The organism is Microvirga sp. GN3 (genome assembly GCF_055792825.1).
The window spans coordinates 40,172-58,060 of sequence record NZ_JBVVAK010000006.1; the positions used below are offsets into that span (position 1 = coordinate 40,172).

The following is a 17,889-nucleotide window of genomic DNA, read 5'->3' on the forward strand; positions in this document are numbered from 1 at the left end:
AGGTTAACCCCCGACGATCAGCGACACTACATTCCCGCCATGGCGCTCGAGACGTCCGGCGATCTCAAGTTCGAGCAGCGCCATCTGAACGTTGCGGATCGAAAGCCCGGTCTGCCGCACCAGATCGTCGACGGCAACCGGCGAGGGGCCGAGAAACGCGATCAGATCGACCTCGCCCTCACCCCTTTCATCGTCGAGGCCCGCATCCGGCATAACCGGCCGCACGGGCGCGCGGACGATATCCGGCAGATCAAGCTCGTCCCAGAGTTCTTCCGAGCCCAGCGCGTGCTGCGGCTCCTCGGCGCCCCGGTCGAGACGAGGGCCTGAAGCGATCAGCGGCTCCAGCGCACTCGTCACATGCTCCACACCGGCGCAGAGCGTGGCTCCGTCGCGAATGAGATCGTTCGTACCCTCGGCCCGCGGATCGAGCGGCGAGCCCGGAACGGCAAACACCTCCCGCCCTTGTTCCAGGGCAAAGCGCGCGGTGATGAGTGAGCCCGAGCGGCGCGCAGCTTCCACCACTACGACGCCATAGGAGAGACCTGAAACAATCCTGTTCCGGCGCGGGAAGTCGCGGCCGCGCGGCTCCCATCCCATCGGCATTTCGGAGACCACCGCCCCACCCTGCTCGGCGATGGCAAGCAGCAGTGGCTCGTTCTGGGCCGGATAGACCCGATCATGGCCACCAGCCAGCACGGCGACGGTGCCGGTCTCGAGCGTTGCCTTGTGCGCCTTCGTATCGATGCCGCGCGCGAGCCCCGACACCACCACGTAATCCGCCTCGCCGAGCTGGCGCGCCAGACGTTCGGCGAAGGTCAGGCCGGATGCGGAGGCATTACGAGATCCGACGATTGCGATGGAGGGTTTCGCCAAAATGGCAGCGGAGCCGCGAACGGCGATCAGGGGGCGGCGCGGTATCGATGGCCTGGAGGGTCTTCGGGTAATCCGGCTCGCCCATGGCAATGAAACGGACGCCGAGGCGCGCGGCCGCCGCCATTTCTTTTTCGGCTTCCGCCCGACTGCAGACTTTCAGCATCAGGCGCCCGCCGCGACGAGCGAGATCCGGCAGCGCCTCCAGCGCGGCGGCGGCACTGCCATATTGGTTGATCAGGGCCCGGAAGGTCCGGGGACCGACATTCTCCGAGCGGATGAGGCGAAGCCAATCGAGACGCTGCTCATCCGTCAGGATCATGAATTATCCCTTCTGTCCGATCTTGCCTTCGGTCCCGGCGAGAAGGCGGCTGATGTTCTGGCTGTGCTTCCACCACAGAAGCGCTACGAGGATGATCGTCATCGCGGCCATGCCGGGTTCGCCGAGGAGCCACAGGACGACCGGCGTTGCGGCGCTGGCGATCAGAGCGGAGAGCGAAGAATACTTGGAGGCGAAAGCCACACCGAGCCAGATGAGGCAGAAGATCAGAGCGGCCAGAGGCTTGAGGCCGATCAGCACGCCGATGAAGGTGGCGACGCCCTTGCCGCCCTTGAACTTGAGCCAAACTGGGAAGAGGTGGCCCAGGAACGCGCCGAGGGCCGCGAGGGTCGCAAATTGCGGTCCCCATTGGGCGGCGATCAGCACCGGGACCGTGCCCTTAAGAGCATCGGCGAGCAGGGTCGCCGCTGCGAGCCCCTTGCGTCCCGTGCGCAGCACGTTGGTGGCGCCGATATTGCCGGAGCCGATCTTCCGCACGTCCCCTAGGCCCGCCATGCGGGTGAAGATCAGGCCGAAGGGGATCGAGCCCAGCAGGTAACCGAAGAGCAGAGCGCCCAGGAGGTGCAGGAGGTGCAGGAGGTTGGCTTCGTCAGACATTCACTTCTCGTTACATCGTATCGCGTTGAAACACCACCCTGCCCGCCACCATCGTGACCGTGACCTGCCCCTCCAGGCGAGCTTCGTCGAAGGGCGAGTTCTTGGACAGGGATTTGAGCTCGCGCTTGTCGAGCACGTAAGGCGAATCGGGATCGAAGACGATGAGATCGGCCGGTGCGCCGACGGCGAGGCGTCCGCTGGGAAGCCCAAGGATTTCCGCGGGTTTCGTGGACAGAGCCCGCAGGAGTTTCGGGAGCGAGATGCGGCCCGCATGAACGAGGCGCAGAGCAGCCGAAAGCAGCGTCTCAAGCCCGACCGCCCCATTGGCCGCTTCCGCGAAGGGCAGCCGCTTGTTCTCCACATCCTGTGGATTGTGGTCGGAGACGATCACGTCGATGGTGCCGTCGGCGAGCGCCTCGATCATCGCCTGCCGGTCGTCCTCGTGGCGCAGCGGCGGCGAGAGCTTCAGGAAGGTGCGGTAATCGCCGATGTCGTTCTCGTTGAGCGCGAGATGATTGATGGAGACGCCGCAGGTGACGGGCAGACCTCGCTCCTTCGCGCTCCGCATGATCTCCGCCGAATCGGTGCAGGAGATCATCGCCGCGTGGTAGCGCCCGCCCGTGAGCCGCACGAGGCGGATGTCGCGCTCCAGCATCACCGTTTCGGCCTCGCGCGGGATGCCCGGCAGCCCGAGCCGCGAGGCATACTCGCCCTCGTTCATCACGCCCTGACCAACGAGATCCGGATCCTCCAGGTGATGGACGATCAGCGCATCGAAATCGCGGGCGTAGGTGAGCGCACGGCGCATAACCTGTGCATTGGTGACAGAGCGTGCACCGTCGGTGAAGGCGATGGCGCCGGCTTCCTTGAGACGACCGATCTCGGCCATCTCCTGCCCTTCCAGCCCCTTGGTCAGGGCCGCGGCCGGGCAGATGTTGACGATGGAGGTATCGCGGGCCCGGCGGACGATGAAATCGATGACGGCCGGATCGTCGAGAACCGGGCTCGTGTCGGGCATGGACACGATGGTCGTGACACCGCCTGCCGCTGCCGCTTCGCCGGCGCTCTTGAGCGTTTCGCGATAAGGACCGCCCGGCTCGCCAATGAAGGCGCGCATGTCGATGAGGCCAGGCGCTAGGACCTGACCTCCGCAATCGATCACCTGTGCGTTGGAAGCTTCCCGGACTTGCGGCCCGACAGCCTGGATCACGCCGTCGCGCACCAGCACACCGCCGCGCTCCTCGCGATCGCTGGCGGGATCAATGAGGCGGGCGTTCTTGAAGAGGATGGCATGATCGGACGTCATAAAGCACCTTGTTTCCCTCTCCCCTCTGCGGGAGAGGGTGGCCTGCGAAGCAGGTCGGGAGAGGGGCCGAGTTCGGCTTCAATCGCTTGGCGCACGGAGTCAAGAACGAGATTGCCGTTACCGAGCATCAGGTCGTTGGAAAAGCGAAGAACGCGAAAGCCCTGGCTCCGCAGGAAGGCATCGCGCCTTTCGTCGTGCGCCCGCTGCTCCGGCTGTTCGTGGGGAACGCCATCCAGTTCCACAATCACCCTCGCCCCTGCGCAGAGAAAATCGACGATATAAGGCGCAATCGGCACCTGCCGCTTGAACTTGTAGCCGTGGAATCGGCCCCCGCGGACCTGCTGCCAGAACAGGTCTTCGGCCCTGGTCGGAATCGACCGTTGCTCCTTGGCGAAGGAGCGGAGTTTTGGGGTGACTTGGTTCTTTCGTGTCCTGTCCATGGCCCCTCTCCCGGCCCTTCGGGCCACCCTCTCCCGCAGAGGGGAGAGGGATTTTTCACCTGTTCGGCAGATGGCTCGCCAGAGCCTCCAGCACCGCCATACGCACGGCGACGCCCATTTCGACCTGTTCGCGGATGAGCGACTGCGCACCGTCCGCCACGTCGGAGGAAATCTCGACGCCCCGGTTCATCGGTCCCGGATGCATCACGAGCGCATCGGGCTTGGCGAAGGCGAGCTTTTCCTGATCGAGGCCGTAGAAGCGGAAATACTCCTTCACGGACGGCACGAAGGAGCCGTTCATGCGCTCGCGCTGCAGGCGCAGCATCATGACGATGTCAGCATCCTTCAAGCCTTCCTTCATGTTGGTGAAGGTCTCGAAGCCAAGACGCGAGATGCCGGGCGGCAACAGGGTCGAGGGCGCAACAAGACGCACCCGCGCGCCCATGGCAGCGAGCAGGATCATGTTGGAACGCGCCACGCGCGAATGCAGGACGTCGCCGCAGATCGCGACGGTAAGGCCTTCGATGCGGCCCTTGTTGCGGCGGATGGTGAGCGCATCGAGCAGCGCTTGAGTCGGATGCTCATGCGCGCCGTCGCCCGCATTGACCACCGAGCAATCGACCTTCTGCGCCAAGAGATGCACCGCGCCCGCCGCGTGATGGCGTACGACGATGATGTCGGGCCGCATGGCGTTGAGCGTCACGGCTGTGTCGATCAGCGTCTCGCCCTTCTTCACCGAGGACGAGCCGATCTGCATGTTCATCACGTCGGCACCGAGGCGCTTGCCGGCGATCTCGAAGGAGGATTGCGTGCGGGTGGAGGCTTCGAAGAAGAGATTGATCTGGGTCCGGCCGCGGAGGCTCGACTTGCTCTTCTCAATCTGCCGGCTCACCTCGACCTGCTGATCGGCCAGATCGAGAAGTGCTTGAATGTCCAAGGGAGACAGCCCCTCGATGCCGAGGAGATGCCGGTGGGGAAAAACGGATCGGGGGGCGTCACTCATCTTAAAGCGATGGCTATAGGCGGTCTGGGAAATCGCGGCAAGCGGGCTCTCTACGCACGGCGCCGTTCAAACCTAGAATAAACAAGGAATTGTGTTGCGGGATCGATGACCATGCATTCGTTCGAGACCCATGACGTTCTCAACCAGACGCCGCCCTTCGGCGATGTGAACCTGATCGCCGCCGACCAGCCCCTGCTCGATGCGCTGAAGGCGAACGGTGTCGATGCGGAGGCGGAGGGGCTCATGGCTTTCGGCGCGGCCTGGGGCTCGGCGGAGCGGCTCGATATCGGCCGACTCGCCAATGAGAACCCTCCGAAGCTGCGCACGCACGATGCGCGGGGCTATCGCATCGACGCGGTCGAGTTTCATCCGGCCTATCATGTGCTCATGCGGGCGAGCATGGAGGATGGGCTCCATGCCTCGACCTGGGACGAGCCGGGGAGCGACCACGCCCATGTGGCGCGCGCCGCCCGGATCTACACGGCGGCGGGCGTGGAGAGCGGACATATCTGCCCCATCACCATGACCCATGCCTCGGCGGCGGCGCTCGCCTCCTCACCCAACCGGCTTACCGAATGGCTGCCGAAGATCCGCTCGCGGAATTACGATTCCCGCTTCATTCCCTTCTGGGAGAAAACAGCCGTCACCCTCGGCATGGGCATGACGGAGAAGCAGGGCGGCACGGATGTCCGCGCCAACACCACCCAGGCCGTGTCGAAGGCGGGAGACGAGTATGCCCTTACGGGGCACAAATGGTTCATGTCCGCGCCCATGTGCGATGCCTTCCTGGTGTTAGCGCAGGCGCCGGGTGGGCTGAGCTGTTTTCTCCTCCCACGCTTCCGGCCCGACGGCTCGCTCAACGCCCTTCGCCTGCAGCGGCTGAAGGACAAGCTCGGCAACCGCTCGAACGCCTCCTCCGAGGTCGAGTTCGAGGACGCCTTTGCCTGGAGAATCGGCGAGGAAGGGCGTGGGGTGCGCACTATCATCGAGATGGTGCAGCTGACCCGCCTCGACTGCGCCGTCGCCTCGGCCGGCCTCGTGCGGATGGGGCTGGCACTTGCCATGCACCATGCCCGGCACCGCAGCGTCTTCCAGAAGAAGCTCATCGATCAGCCGGCCATGCGGATGGTGCTTGCGGATCTCGCTCTGGAGAGTGAAGCCATGACGGCGCTGGCCCTGCGGGCAGCGCACAGCTTCGATCTAGCACCCACCGACAGCCATGAGGCCGCCTATGCCCGGCTCGTGACGCCGGCCGCCAAGTTCGGCATCTGCAAGGCCGCGCCACGCCTTCTCTACGAGGCCATGGAGTGTCTCGGCGGCAACGGCTATGTGGAGGAGAGTGCCCTGCCCCGGCTCTACCGGGAGGCTCCGGTCAACGCCATCTGGGAGGGCTCTGGCAACGTGATCGCCCTCGATATCCTGCGCGCGGAGACCCGAGAGCCGGAGGTCGCGGCTTCCATGCTGGAGCGCCTGATGGAGGATGTCCGGGACCTGCCCGGCGCCTCGGACGCGGCACGAGACATCGTGCTGGCGCTTCACTCGCCCGAGGCCGAGGGGCGCGCCCGCTTCATCGCGGAGAGGCTTTTCGTCCTGGCCGCCACGGCGGCCCTCGCCCGCTCTGCTCCGCCCAAGATTGCCGAGGCCTACGCCCTCACCCGCCTCGCCACCCCCTCCCGGATGATCGGCGCCAACGACCTTGGGGAGGCGGTGAATCCCTTGCTGGAACGGGCCTTCGTGGCCATATAGGCAACATACGTACAAGTCCGATTTGACTTGTTTGCGATCATCAACCACTTATCCCGCCCTGCGGCGGTCAGGGGCTGGCCGCTGCGTTTGCCCTGGCAACGGGGCGTCCGCCTGCTCCCGCTTTTAGGAAGTCGTTCATGAAAGTCCTCGTCGTCGAGTCGCCTGCCAAGGCCAAGACGATCAACAAATATCTCGGCAAGGATTACGAAGTCCTGGCCTCCTTCGGGCATATCCGCGATCTGCCCGCCAAGGATGGTTCGGTCGACCCGGATGCCGATTTTCGCATGATCTGGACGCTCGAGGACCGGGGCTCGAAGCGGGTCTCCGATATTGCCAAGGCGATCAAGGGTGCCGAAAAGCTCATTCTCGCCACCGACCCGGATCGAGAAGGTGAAGCGATCTCCTGGCACGTTCTGGAAGCTTTGCGCGAGAAGCGCGCACTCAAGGATCTTCCGGTCGAGCGCGTGACCTTCAACGCCATCACCAAGGATTCGGTCCAGGCTGCCCTCCGGCAGCCGCGCCAGATCGATCAGGCGCTGGTCGACGCCTATCTCGCCCGCCGCGCCCTCGACTATCTTGTCGGCTTCACCCTGTCCCCAGTGCTGTGGCGCAAGCTGCCCGGCGCCCGTTCGGCCGGCCGCGTCCAGTCGGTGGCCCTTCGCCTCGTCTGCGACCGCGAGCTCGAAATCGAGACCTTCAAGCCGCGCGAGTACTGGTCCATCATCGCGACGCTCGCCACCAAAGATGGCGGCGTGTTCGATGCGCGCCTCGTCGGTGCCGACGGCAAGAAGATCCAGCGCCTCGACATCGGCAACGGTAAGGACGCCGAGGCCTTCAAGAAGGACCTGGAGCTCGCGACCTTCTCGGTGGCGAATATCGAGGCCAAGCCCGCCAAGCGTCACCCCTACCCGCCTTTCACCACCTCGACCCTGCAGCAGGAGGCCTCGCGCAAGCTCGGCCTCGCCCCGGCGCAGACCATGCGCATCGCGCAGCGTCTCTATGAAGGCGTCGATATCGGCGGCGAGACAGTCGGCCTCATCACCTATATGCGAACCGACGGCGTCGACATGGCGCCGGAAGCCGTGCAGGCCGCTCGCCGGGTGATCGGCAAGGAATACGGCGACCGTTACGTGCCGGGCGCGCCGCGCAAGTATTCGACCAAGGCCAAGAATGCCCAGGAGGCCCACGAGGCCATCCGTCCGACCGATATGAGCCGCCTGCCGAAACATGTGGCGAAATACCTGGAGCCCGAGCAGGCCAAGCTTTACGACCTGATCTGGACCCGCACCATCGCGAGCCAGATGGAATCGGCCGAGCTCGAGCGCACCACCGCTGACATCGCCGCCCAGGTCGGCCCGCGCAAGCTCGACCTGCGCGCCACCGGCCAGGTGATTAAGTTCGACGGGTTCCTCACGCTCTACAACGAGAGCAAGGACGACGAGGCGGACGAGGACGAGGGCCGCCTGCCCCCGATGAGGGCGGGCGATCCGCTGGAGCGTCGCCGCATCGCTGCGACCCAGCACTTCACCGAACCGCCGCCGCGCTATTCCGAAGCCTCGCTCGTCAAGCGCATGGAAGAACTCGGTATCGGCCGGCCCTCGACCTATGCCGCCGTGCTGCAGACCCTGCGTGACCGCGAATACGTGAAGATCGAGAAGAAGCGGCTGGTGCCGGAGGACAAGGGCCGTATCGTGACGGCCTTCCTGGAGAGCTTCTTCCGCCGCTATGTGGAGTACGACTTCACCGCAGACCTGGAGGAACAGCTCGACCGGATCTCCAATTCCGAGATCGACTGGAAGCAGGTGCTGCGCGACTTCTGGCGCGACTTCTCCACCGCCATTGGGGAGACGAAGGAGCTGCGTACGGCTGAGGTGCTCGAAGCGCTCAACGAGTTGCTCGGACCGCACATCTTCCCGGACAAGGGCGACGGCTCCAACCCGCGCACCTGCCCGACCTGCGGTACGGGTCAGCTTTCGCTGAAACTCGGCAAATTCGGTGCCTTCATCGGCTGCTCGAACTATCCCGAATGCAAATACACCCGCCAACTCGCCGCCAACGGCGTCGAGGGCGAGGGTGACGGCTCGTCCGAGAACGGCGGCCAGCCTGGCGTGAAGGTGCTGGGCACGGATCCGGAGAGTGGTCTCGAAGTCACCCTGCGCGATGGCCGCTTCGGCCCCTTCATCCAGCTCGGCGAAGGCGAGAAGCCAAAGCGCTCATCCCTGCCCAAAGGCATGACGCCAGCGCAAGTCGATCTGGAGAAGGCTCTGAAGCTCCTGGCGCTGCCACGTCAGGTCGCGACCCATCCGGAATCGGGCGACCCGATTCTGGTGAGCATCGGCCGCTACGGACCTTATGTTCAGCACGGCAAGACCTACGCCAATCTCGGCCCCGGCGACGATGTGCTGGAGATCGGCGCCAACCGCGCCATCGACCTGATCGTCACCAAGGAAAGCGGCGGAGGCGGTGCCCGACGGGCCGCCGATCCGGGCCGCCCCCTGGGGGAGGATCCGGAATCCGGCAAGCCGATCGTGGTGAAGGCAGGACGCTTCGGGCCCTATGTGACCGACGGCGAAACCAACGCCACCCTGCCGCGCACCATGGCTGCGGAAGCGGTGACGCTGGATGAGGCTGTCGAGTTGCTGAAAGCCCGTCGCGCGGCAAGCCCCTCGAAGAAGTCTGCCCGCGGCCGCAAGGCTCCGGCCAGGAAAGCCGCTGCCAAGGCACCTGCCGCGAAGAAGACGGCAGCCAAGAAGACCGCTCCTAAGAAACCGGCTGCAAAAAAGACGACTGCCAAGAAGGCTCCGGCCAAGAAGGCTGCCAAGGTGGGCTGAGTGCGATGACGGAGTGGCTGTCCTCGCTCTCAGTGGATTACGCCGTCCAGATCGAGATGTCGCTGCGCCTCGGCGCGGCGACAATCGCCGGAATGACGGTGGGCATCAACCGGGACATCCACGACAAGCCAATCGGGATGCGGACGCTTGGTCTCGTGTCCCTCGGCTCTGCCATCGTCATCTTGGCGGGCTCAGTTTATGAGGGGGTCCATTTCGGACAGGACGCGGTGAGCCGCGTCATTCAGGGTATCATGACCGGTCTTGGATTCCTCGGCGCGGGAGCGGTGCTGCGGGCCCGGGACAAGATGGAAGTACACGGACTGACCACCGCGGCGACGGTCTGGATCGCGGCGGGTCTGGGCGTAGCGGCGGGCCTGGGAGCCTGGTTCATCACCATCGCGGGCACGATCGTCACGCTACTACTTCTGACTCTTGGAAAGCCCCTCGAGGACATGCTCACCCGGCTCTTCACGTCCGAGGGGAAACCCAGCGATGAGTGATCAGAAGGTTAGACCGAGGCCGATCACGGCGACGGCGGCAATCGCCAGCCACAGGATGCTTGACCCGTAGGAACGTTGGCTGGCGGGCGTCGCATCCGGCTCGTCGAAAGCAAAGGCCTCGCCGGCATTGCGAGCGGCGCGGTCCAAATGAAGCTTCTGTGCCGGTGCCAAAGTCGTCCGCGTCGTCACGCCCGAATCTCCTGTTAAGCTCATGCTTAACCACTCAACGTGAATGGATTTTAAACAGTTCCGTATGACAGCCAAAAGACATCCTTTAGAGGGACATATTGGTAACCTTTACGTCCTAGCCTCATTTCAATTTTGTCCATTGTGACGACAAACTGCTCTTTTCGTTTCCGTTTTGTTCTCGTATAAAAACGGAATGAGAAATAGTGTAAAGAAACGCGAATCATCATCTCGGACCAAGGTCCCAATGACAGACAACGACGATCTCTTCGGAGGCGCTGCCGCCAAGCGCGCCGCGCCCGCCTCGGCCCGCAATGCCGCCGTGAAGGTGTCCCGTCAGGCGCCCCAGCAGGGCACGCCGGGCGAGGCCGGCTACGACGCCTCCGCCATCGAGGTGCTGGAGGGGCTCGAGCCCGTCCGTCGCCGCCCGGGCATGTATATCGGCGGCACGGATGAGAAGGCCCTTCACCATCTCTTCGCCGAGGTGATCGACAACTCCATGGACGAGGCGGTCGCGGGGCATGCCTCCTTCATCGAGGTGGAGCTGGAGGAAGGCGGCTGGCTTTCCGTGACCGATAACGGCCGCGGCATCCCGGTCGATCCGCACCCGAAATTCCCGAAGAAGTCGGCGCTCGAAGTCATCATGACCACGCTGCATGCGGGCGGTAAGTTCGATTCGAAGGTCTACGAGACCTCCGGCGGCCTGCACGGCGTCGGCGTCTCGGTGGTGAACGCCCTGTCCGAGATCCTCGAGGTCGAGGTCGCCCGCGGCCAGACCCTTTACCGGCAGGTCTTCGCTCGCGGTCTGCCGCAGGGCAAGCTCGAGACCGTGGGCCGCGTGCTCAACCGGCGCGGCACCAAGGTGCGCTTCAAGCCCGACTGGCAGATCTTCGGCAAAGACGCCCATTTCCAGCCCCGCCGCCTGTTCAAGATGGCCCGTTCCAAGGCCTATCTCTTCGGCGGCGTCGAGATCCGCTGGAAATGCGCGCCGTCCCTGATCGAGGGCGTCGAGAACGTTCCGGCCGAGGCGACCTTCAAGTTCCCGAACGGCCTGAAGGATTACCTGCTGCACGATATCGAGGGCAAGGATCTGGTCACGGACCAGATCTTCTCCGGCAAGATCACCAAGCCCGGCAGCCACGGCTCGCTGGAATGGGCGGTCGCCTGGATGACGAACGAGGACGGGTTCTCGACCTCGTACTGCAACACGGTGCCCACCCCTGAGGGCGGCACGCACGAGAACGGCCTGCGCATCGCGCTGCTGCGGGCGCTTCGCGAGCATGCCGAGCGCGTCAATCAGCAGAAGCGCATGGCGGCGGTGACCACCGACGACGTGATGGCGACCTGCGCCTCCATGCTCTCGGTCTTCATCCGCGAGCCCGAATTCCAGGGCCAGACCAAGGACAAGCTGGCGACCGTCGAGGCCGGCCGCATCGTCGAGAACGCGATCCGCGACACCTTCGACCACTGGCTCGCAGCAGCGCCGCAGCAGGCCAACAAGCTCCTCGACTGGGTGATCGACCGCGCCGAAGAGCGCCTGCGCCGCCGCCAAGAGAAGGAGGTCGCCCGCAAGACCGCGACCCGCAAGCTGCGCCTGCCCGGCAAGTTGGCGGATTGCTCCAATGCCGGCGCCAAGGGCTCGGAGCTGTTCATCGTCGAGGGCGACTCGGCCGGCGGCTCCGCCAAGCAGGCGCGCGACCGGGCTACCCAGGCGGTCCTTCCGCTGCGTGGCAAGATCCTGAACGTGGCTTCGGCCGGCAAGGAGAAGCTGCACCAGAACCAGCAGCTCTCCGATCTCGTCCAGGCGCTCGGCTGCGGCACGGGCTCTACTTACAAGGATTCCGACCTGCGCTACGAGAAGGTCGTGATCATGACCGATGCGGACGTGGACGGTGCCCATATCGCCTCGCTGCTCATCACCTTCTTCTACCGGCAGATGCCGCGCCTCATCGACGGCGGACATCTCTACCTCGCGGTCCCGCCTCTCTACCGGCTGACCCAAGGCTCGAAATCGGCCTATGCCCGCGACGATGCCGACCGGGAAAGGCTGATGAAGACGGTGTTCAAGGGGAGCGGCAAGGTCGAAATCGGCCGCTTCAAAGGCCTCGGCGAGATGCTGCCCGGCCAGCTGAAGGAAACCACCATGGACCCGAAGAAGCGTTTGCTTCTCAAGGTCGTCGTAGCGGCCGACGATAAGCCTGAGGCAAGCGATGCCGTGGAGCGCCTGATGGGCAACAAACCCGAAGCCCGCTTCGCCTTCATCCAGGAGCGCGCAGCCTTCGCCGACGAGGCAGCTCTGGATATCTGATCAGACAAGCGCGGGGCTGTTCCCGCGCTGCTGCCCTTGCTGCGATGAGATCCCCGGTGTCATTCCCGGCCGGAGCGCGGTGGAGGGGAAGGGAGTCCATTGCGCCCTGCGAGTGCAGGGGGTTCAAAGCCGCCAAAACTTTTTCAAAATATTTTCGGAACCGTTGGAACCATCCTCGAACCGACGCGTTTTATGAACTCACCGGCTCATTCTGCCCCCACGGGCCGGTCCCTCAAAGGCTCCGACATCGGGGCCTTATTTTTTGGCCAAATGGCTTCCCTCTCGCATGGATCTCTTGCCCTGTCCGGGCGTCTTCACGATGCCAGCCTGCCCGGACTAGCCGCGGCCACGCTCGCATGCGACAAGACCCTGTGAACACAATGAGCTTCTCCCTTGGCCAAACCTCCGAAAGCTGACCAATCTGCTGCCCTTCCCAGCCGGGAAGAAGTCATATCCTTCATCACCCATGCCCAGGGCAAGGTCGGCAAGCGGGAGATCGCGCAGCGCTTCGGAATCAAGGGCAGCGACCGGATCTGGCTGAAGCAGATCTTAAAGGATCTTGAGATCGAGGGTGTCGTAGATCGCCGGGGCAAGACGGTGCACAAGGCCGGCCAGCTGCCGCCGGTCGTTCTGGCGGATATCACCAAGCGGGACCGGGATGGGGAGTTGATCGCGGTTCCGACCGAATGGGACGAGGAGCACGGCTCCATCCCTACGATCATTATCGTCTCGCCGCGCAAGCCGCGCCCCGGCATGCCCGTGGCGGGCGTCGGCGACCGGGCGCTGCTGCGGGTCGATCCGATGAAACCCGGCGACATCCATCGCTATTCCGGCCGCGTGACCAAGATCATCGCCAAGAAGCAGGCGCAGGTGCTCGGCATCTTTCGGGCCATGCCCGAAGGCGGCGGTCGGCTTGTGCCTGTCGACAAGAAGGCCCGCGAGCAGGAACTGCTGATCAAGCCAGGCGACGAAGGCGAAGCGAAGGACGGCGACCTCATATCGGTTTCGGTGGTCAAACACGGCCGCTTCGGCCTGCCCACCGCCAAGGTGAAGGAACGTCTGGGATCAATCAAATCCGAGAAGGCCGTGAGCCTGATCGCGATTTATGCCCACAACATTCCCAACGAGTTTCCGAAGGCGGTTCTGGACGAGGCCGAGAAGGCGAAGCCCGCCTCCCTGGACGGTCGTGAGGATTGGCGGCAGCTACCGCTTGTGACCATCGATCCGCCCGACGCTAAGGACCATGACGATGCGGTCCATGCCGCACCGGACGACGATCCGAACAATGCGGGCGGCTATATCCTCACCGTGGCGATTGCCGATGTGGCGGCCTATGTGCGGCCCGGCTCGGCCATGAACCGAGAGGCGCAGGAGCGGGGCAACTCGGTCTATTTTCCGGATCGGGTTGTGCCGATGCTACCCGAGCGGATTTCCAACGATCTGTGCTCCTTGAGGGCGCGGGAGGATCGCCCTGCCCTCGCCGTTCGAATGGTGATCGGCCCCGACGGGCGGAAGATCCGCCACAGCTTCCATCGGGTCATGATGCGCTCGGCGCAGAAGCTCTCCTATGGCCAGGCGCAGGCCGCTATCGACGGCAGGCCCGACGACGTGACAAGGCTGATCCTCGACACGATCCTGAGGCCTCTCTGGGCCGGCTACGAATTGGTGAAAAAGGCCCGCGACATCCGTGAGCCGCTGTTTCTCGATCTGCCCGAGCGCAAGATCGTCCTGAACCCGGATGGCACCGTGGACCGCGTCTTCGTGCCCGAGCGGCTCGAGGCGCACAAGCTCATCGAAGAGTTCATGATCCTCGCCAATGTGGCGGCGGCCGAAAGCCTGGAGAAGGCCGAATCCGACCTGATCTACCGCGTCCACGACGAGCCCTCGCTCGAAAAGATGGGGGCGCTGAGCGAGGTGCTGGCCTCAATCGGCCTCAAACTCCCGACTCAAGGGGCGCTGAAGCCGGAATTGTTCAATCGCATCCTGCGCAGCGTCGAGGACACGGAGCACCAGCTCTTCATCAATGAGGTGGTGCTGCGCTCGCAGTCCCAGGCCGAATACGCGGCCGAGAATTACGGCCATTTCGGCCTCAATCTCCGGCACTATGCGCATTTCACGTCACCCATCCGCCGCTATGCCGATCTCATCGTCCACCGCGCCCTGATCACAGCCCTCAAGCTCGGCAAGGACGGCCTGTCGCCGGACACCACCCGCGCGGAGCTGATCGAGATCAGCGCCAAGATCTCGGCCGCGGAACGCCGGGCCATGGCGGCGGAGCGTGAGACAATCGACCGCCTGATTGCGCACTTCCTTGCCGACCGGATCGGGGCCACATTCGATGGACAGATATCGGGGGTGTCGAAGGCGGGGCTCTTCATTAAGCTGAACGAGACGGGTGCCGACGGTTTCGTTCCGGCGGCCACCATCGGCGACGATTACTACCGTTACGACGAGCGAACCCATTCCATGCGCGGCGACGATACGGGTGAAACCTATCGTCTCGGCGACAAGGTGGAGGTCAAGCTGGTCGAAGCGGCGCCCATCGCTGGAGCCCTTCGCTTTGAGATTCTCACCAAGGGGCGTTTCACCGGCAGAACCGGCGGTGCCAGGAAAGGCGGGCGACATCCGCCACATGGTTTCAAAGCGGGCAAGGCGGCTCCTCCCAGGGGCCGTTCTCCAACCCGGGTGAAGGTCAAGCGGCGCGGGCGCGCCTGATGCTTTAAGGATTATGGATGTCTTTGACGATTAAGACCGATTCACCCGCCATCGCAGAGGAGGTGAAGGCCGTTCCCGCGATGAAGCGCGGCTTTCTGGGCCGCTGCCCGGCCTGCGGCAAAGGCCGTCTCTTCGGCCGCTTCCTCAAGGTCGCGGATCATTGCGAGGCCTGCGGGACGGAGTTCCATCATCACCGGGCCGACGACCTGCCGCCCTATATCGTCATCACCATCGTCGGCCACCTGGTCGGCTATGGCATTCTCATGACCGAGACCAAGCTCGAGATACCCATGTGGGTGCACCTCGCCACTTGGCCCGCCCTCACGCTGATCCTATGTCTCGCCCTGCTCCAGCCGGTGAAAGGCGCTGTCGTGGGGCTGCAATACGCGCTAGGTATGCATGGCTTCGGCGCCGCCCGAAACAAGAACGCCGACGAGGACAACGCACGTGACGGACACCGAGACCTTGGCGAGGATGGATCGCCTCGTTTCAGCCGAATCTAATCCCAAGAACCCGACCCTCCGCCCCGTCGACGCCGCGACCCTCATCATCATCGACCGCAAGGGCCGAAACCCGAAGGTGCTCATGGGCAAGCGGCATGAGGGCCTGAAATTCATGCCCGGCAAGTTCGTCTTTCCCGGCGGGCGCATCGAAGCCGGCGACCGATCCATGATCGTGACGGGCGCCCTTCATCCCCGCGCCGAGCAGGCGCTGATGGCCCGGGTCACCCGGCCCTCGACCCAGCGCAGCCGGGCATTAGCGCTCGCTGCCATCCGCGAGACCTTCGAGGAGACGGGCCTTCTGCTCGGAACCAAGGATTATGGAGGTCCCGACAGCCCCCCCGCAGCCACCGCCTGGACTGCCTTTCAGGAACGGGGCGTGTTTCCCGATCTAGAGGGGCTGCATTTCATCGGCCGGGCCATCACGCCACCCAAGCGCGTGAGGCGCTTCGACACCCGATTCTTCGCCGTCGACCGCACCGCCATTGCCGACGAGGTCGATGGCGTGGTTGGGCCGGAGGCCGAGCTTGTGGAGCTGGACTGGTTCACTATTGCCCAGGCCAAGACCCTGGATCTGCCCCCGATCACGAATGTCATTCTGGATGAGTTGGAAGCCCGGATTGCAGCCGGTTTCAGCCACCAGCTACCGGTCCCCTTCTACCATCAGCAGCGTGGCCGTTTCGTACGGGAACTGCTGTAAACTTGGCAGGCAGGAATTCCGCCTCTTCCTGCCCTTCACCCTTGACTGTCTCCCGATAATCAGGCATGGGAACCAAACGATTTTCCGGCCGGGTTCGCCCGGCCTTTGCGTTTCGGCCATGCCTTGAGGCGAACCGAACCGCCGAACCGAACAAGAGGTCCCGATCATGGCCAAAGCCGCAACGATCAAAGTGAAGCTCGTCTCCACCGCCGACACGGGCTATTTCTACGTGACGAAGAAGAACTCGCGCACGATGACCGAGAAGCTCAATCTCAAGAAGTACGACCCGGTCGCGAAGAAGCACGTCGAGTTCAAGGAAGCCAAGATTAAGTAAGGCTTTCCGGCAGAATTGCTCAAAATGAAAACCGCCCGCGATGGGCGGTTTTTTGTTGGTTACGAAAGGAAGGCAGTCCCAGCAGGTCTGCCTTTTGCTGTTTTAGCGATAAACGCCCTGGATCCTGCGAATCCGCTGGACGTCGCGCCGGCCGATCGATCCGGTGGTCACGACATCGCGCCGGACGGTCCTGACTACCCGACCACGGTCCCGATAGACGACACGGCTCGCAACACGCGGCTGCCGATAGACAATCCTGGTCCGGTAGACCGGATCACGGTAAACCACGCGCGTCCTGTAGACCGGGGCTGGTCCGTAGACGACCCGCGTGGCTGGGGCTGAATAATAACCGTAGGCGGGATAGCTATAGGCCGGGTAGTTGTAAGCGACGGGACCACCGTATCCGTAGCCGTAGGCCGGGTAGCCATAGCCCGGATAACCATAGCCATAGCCCGGATAGGCATAGGCCGGGGTCGCCGCTGCGGTGATGAGGCCGCCGAGCACCGCTCCGCCAATGAGACCTGCAGCAACCGCGCCGCCATTGCCCCAGCCGCCGCTACGGTAGTAACGAGGATAATAGCCGCCACGCCATCCATCACCACGCCAACGTTGAGCCTCGGCCGAACCGATAGCTGAGAAGGTGATCAAGGCAACGCCAGCAAGCACAGTCAATTTCTTCATGATCAGTCTCCCCAGAGGTTAGGCAAACCTCCGTCGATCGATCAATTCATTACTCTCTGTTCAGTTCACAGCTTGGCCGGGGAATTCAAATCACTTCTTGTCGACTCGTGATGACAACAAGCCATTATTTTTCTATTTCATGAGAATTCTGGAGGTTCATTTGCTGAATCTCTCCTCAACTTCGTGCCTTTTCACTATTCGGCCCATCTCTCTGGCTGACGGAACGCCACTTTCTGGCCAAACGTTGATTCAGAGCCCAAGAGGCCGAGGAGAGATCAGATGCTGGAGACAATCAAAACGTCCGCTCTGACGATGATGCTGGTGGCTTGGAGCGCCATTGCCATGGCCCAAACCCCTCCAAGCGGGACGCCCGGAACGGCGCCCCCCGCTCCGTCAGGAACCACGGCAGGCGAAGGAACGGACTGGCTTTGGATCATTGCGTTGATTGCGGTGGTCGCTGTCCTGCTTTTCTACTTTCTAGGACGCGGTCGCAGCACGCGAATCTGAACGGGAAGGCTACCTGACTACCTAGAAAGCTTGATTGACCACTGCTTCCGAGAGATGCAGCATCAGGTCCTCAAGGGAGGCGCCCATGTTTGAGCAGGCCGTCCAAGTGAGTGAGGCATTCCGCCAAAGTGCACATCAGATGCAGGGATCTCTTCATATGGCGCTGAAAGGCTGCCCGGAATGCGGCACGACGCAGATGATCGCATCGCCGGCTCTCGGCATTTGCGAGGATTGCGGATCGAGCTTGGTTGAGCTGCCGCGCGAGTAGCGCTCTCCTCAGGAGATCGTCTTTCCCGTAGCCGGCCCAACGAGCCACCCTCTATGC

16 protein-coding genes and 1 pseudogene are annotated in these 17,889 nt (G+C 63.6%); 10 read left to right on the forward strand and 7 right to left on the reverse strand.

Annotated features, from left to right (window positions below):
* Positions 1-3: 3 nt before the first annotated feature.
* The 5 genes and pseudogenes from dprA to ACS5Q1_RS05000 form a co-directional block, all read right to left on the reverse strand.
* Positions 4-1,192: pseudogene (gene dprA / locus ACS5Q1_RS04980) on the reverse strand (DNA-processing protein DprA).
* A 3-nt stretch (positions 1,193-1,195) separates the two neighbouring features.
* Entirely contained in the window at positions 1,196-1,807 is a 612-nt protein-coding gene (plsY, locus tag ACS5Q1_RS04985) for a glycerol-3-phosphate 1-O-acyltransferase PlsY (RefSeq protein WP_473097156.1), read from the reverse strand.
* A gap of 10 nt (positions 1,808-1,817) precedes the next feature.
* Positions 1,818-3,113, reverse strand: coding sequence for a dihydroorotase (locus tag ACS5Q1_RS04990; protein ID WP_473097157.1), 1,296 nt, complete (start codon positions 3,111-3,113; stop codon positions 1,818-1,820).
* Entirely contained in the window at positions 3,110-3,553 is a 444-nt protein-coding gene (locus tag ACS5Q1_RS04995) for an endonuclease domain-containing protein (protein WP_203443982.1), read from the reverse strand. The genes ACS5Q1_RS04990 and ACS5Q1_RS04995 overlap by 4 nt, the downstream gene beginning before the upstream one ends.
* Positions 3,554-3,608: 55 nt before the next feature.
* On the reverse strand, positions 3,609-4,556 hold the full coding sequence (locus tag ACS5Q1_RS05000) for an aspartate carbamoyltransferase catalytic subunit (protein WP_473097158.1): 948 nt from the start codon (positions 4,554-4,556) through the stop codon (positions 3,609-3,611).
* 105 nt (positions 4,557-4,661) lie between these two features.
* Here ACS5Q1_RS05000 and ACS5Q1_RS05005 point away from each other — a divergent pair, with 105 nt between their 5' ends.
* The 3 genes from ACS5Q1_RS05005 (at position 4,662) to ACS5Q1_RS05015 (ending at position 9,633) form a co-directional block, all read left to right on the forward strand.
* Positions 4,662-6,302: an isovaleryl-CoA dehydrogenase gene (locus ACS5Q1_RS05005; protein ID WP_473097159.1), complete on the forward strand. Its 1,641-nt coding sequence runs from the start codon at positions 4,662-4,664 to the stop codon at positions 6,300-6,302.
* A 137-nt stretch (positions 6,303-6,439) separates the two neighbouring features.
* On the forward strand, positions 6,440-9,133 hold the full coding sequence (gene topA, locus ACS5Q1_RS05010; RefSeq protein ID WP_473097160.1) for a type I DNA topoisomerase: 2,694 nt from the start codon (positions 6,440-6,442) through the stop codon (positions 9,131-9,133).
* Between the two features lie 5 nt (positions 9,134-9,138).
* A complete protein-coding gene (locus tag ACS5Q1_RS05015; protein ID WP_203443978.1) occupies positions 9,139-9,633 on the forward strand; it encodes an MgtC/SapB family protein in 495 nt (164 codons plus the stop codon).
* On the opposite strand, the gene ACS5Q1_RS05020 is transcribed toward ACS5Q1_RS05015, so the two are convergent.
* Positions 9,634-9,822 carry a hypothetical protein gene (locus ACS5Q1_RS05020; protein ID WP_203443977.1) on the reverse strand — a complete coding sequence of 63 codons (189 nt, stop codon included), beginning with the start codon at positions 9,820-9,822 and terminating at the stop codon, positions 9,634-9,636.
* 244 nt (positions 9,823-10,066) lie between these two features.
* Here ACS5Q1_RS05020 and parE point away from each other — a divergent pair, with 244 nt between their 5' ends.
* The 5 genes from parE to rpmG all read left to right on the forward strand — a co-directional run bounded on the left by parE (position 10,067) and on the right by rpmG (position 16,376).
* On the forward strand, positions 10,067-12,127 hold the full coding sequence (gene parE, locus ACS5Q1_RS05025; protein ID WP_473097161.1) for a DNA topoisomerase IV subunit B: 2,061 nt from the start codon (positions 10,067-10,069) through the stop codon (positions 12,125-12,127).
* A gap of 393 nt (positions 12,128-12,520) precedes the next feature.
* Positions 12,521-14,842, forward strand: a complete 2,322-nt coding sequence (rnr, locus tag ACS5Q1_RS05030; protein ID WP_473097162.1) for a ribonuclease R — start codon at positions 12,521-12,523, stop codon at positions 14,840-14,842.
* Positions 14,843-14,859: 17 nt separating this feature from the next.
* Complete coding sequence (locus ACS5Q1_RS05035; protein WP_473097163.1) at positions 14,860-15,345, forward strand: DUF983 domain-containing protein; 486 nt, start codon at positions 14,860-14,862, stop codon at positions 15,343-15,345.
* Positions 15,317-16,042 carry an NUDIX hydrolase gene (locus ACS5Q1_RS05040; RefSeq protein WP_473097227.1) on the forward strand — a complete coding sequence of 242 codons (726 nt, stop codon included), beginning with the start codon at positions 15,317-15,319 and terminating at the stop codon, positions 16,040-16,042. Before ACS5Q1_RS05035 ends, ACS5Q1_RS05040 begins: the two co-directional genes overlap by 29 nt.
* 166 nt (positions 16,043-16,208) lie before the next feature.
* Positions 16,209-16,376 (forward strand): 50S ribosomal protein L33, encoded by a 168-nt coding sequence (gene rpmG / locus ACS5Q1_RS05045; protein ID WP_009491004.1) that lies wholly within the window; start codon positions 16,209-16,211, stop codon positions 16,374-16,376.
* Positions 16,377-16,478: 102 nt separating this feature from the next.
* Here the strand turns inward: rpmG and ACS5Q1_RS05050 are convergent, their stop codons facing one another.
* Complete coding sequence (locus ACS5Q1_RS05050) at positions 16,479-17,057, reverse strand: hypothetical protein (protein WP_473097164.1); 579 nt, start codon at positions 17,055-17,057, stop codon at positions 16,479-16,481.
* 279 nt (positions 17,058-17,336) lie between these two features.
* On the opposite strand from ACS5Q1_RS05050, the gene ACS5Q1_RS05055 reads away from it, so the two are divergent.
* Together ACS5Q1_RS05055 and ACS5Q1_RS05060 are read left to right on the forward strand one after the other, a co-directional pair.
* Positions 17,337-17,564, forward strand: a complete 228-nt coding sequence (locus ACS5Q1_RS05055) for a hypothetical protein (RefSeq protein WP_473097165.1) — start codon at positions 17,337-17,339, stop codon at positions 17,562-17,564.
* A gap of 85 nt (positions 17,565-17,649) precedes the next feature.
* Positions 17,650-17,832: a hypothetical protein gene (locus ACS5Q1_RS05060; RefSeq protein WP_473097166.1), complete on the forward strand. Its 183-nt coding sequence runs from the start codon at positions 17,650-17,652 to the stop codon at positions 17,830-17,832.
* The last annotated feature ends 57 nt before the right edge of the window (positions 17,833-17,889 follow it).

Excerpts from the sequence above, each read along its gene's own strand:
- rpmG (WP_009491004.1), top strand. The coding sequence starts at position 16,209 with ATGGCCAAAGCCGCAACGATCAAAGTGAAGCTCGTCTCCACCGCCGAC.
- topA (WP_473097160.1), top strand. The coding sequence starts at position 6,440 with ATGAAAGTCCTCGTCGTCGAGTCGCCTGCCAAGGCCAAGACGATCAAC.
- ACS5Q1_RS04995 (WP_203443982.1), bottom strand. The coding sequence starts at position 3,553 with ATGGACAGGACACGAAAGAACCAAGTCACCCCAAAACTCCGCTCCTTC.
- ACS5Q1_RS05060 (WP_473097166.1), top strand. The coding sequence starts at position 17,650 with ATGTTTGAGCAGGCCGTCCAAGTGAGTGAGGCATTCCGCCAAAGTGCA.
- ACS5Q1_RS05055 (WP_473097165.1), top strand. The coding sequence starts at position 17,337 with ATGCTGGAGACAATCAAAACGTCCGCTCTGACGATGATGCTGGTGGCT.
- plsY (WP_473097156.1), bottom strand. The coding sequence starts at position 1,807 with ATGTCTGACGAAGCCAACCTCCTGCACCTCCTGCACCTCCTGGGCGCT.
- ACS5Q1_RS05015 (WP_203443978.1), top strand. The coding sequence starts at position 9,139 with ATGACGGAGTGGCTGTCCTCGCTCTCAGTGGATTACGCCGTCCAGATC.
- ACS5Q1_RS05050 (WP_473097164.1), bottom strand. The coding sequence starts at position 17,057 with ATGAAGAAATTGACTGTGCTTGCTGGCGTTGCCTTGATCACCTTCTCA.
- parE (WP_473097161.1), top strand. The coding sequence starts at position 10,067 with ATGACAGACAACGACGATCTCTTCGGAGGCGCTGCCGCCAAGCGCGCC.
- ACS5Q1_RS04990 (WP_473097157.1), bottom strand. The coding sequence starts at position 3,113 with ATGACGTCCGATCATGCCATCCTCTTCAAGAACGCCCGCCTCATTGAT.
- ACS5Q1_RS05035 (WP_473097163.1), top strand. The coding sequence starts at position 14,860 with ATGTCTTTGACGATTAAGACCGATTCACCCGCCATCGCAGAGGAGGTG.
- ACS5Q1_RS05040 (WP_473097227.1), top strand. The coding sequence starts at position 15,317 with ATGGATCGCCTCGTTTCAGCCGAATCTAATCCCAAGAACCCGACCCTC.
- ACS5Q1_RS05000 (WP_473097158.1), bottom strand. The coding sequence starts at position 4,556 with ATGAGTGACGCCCCCCGATCCGTTTTTCCCCACCGGCATCTCCTCGGC.
- ACS5Q1_RS05005 (WP_473097159.1), top strand. The coding sequence starts at position 4,662 with ATGACCATGCATTCGTTCGAGACCCATGACGTTCTCAACCAGACGCCG.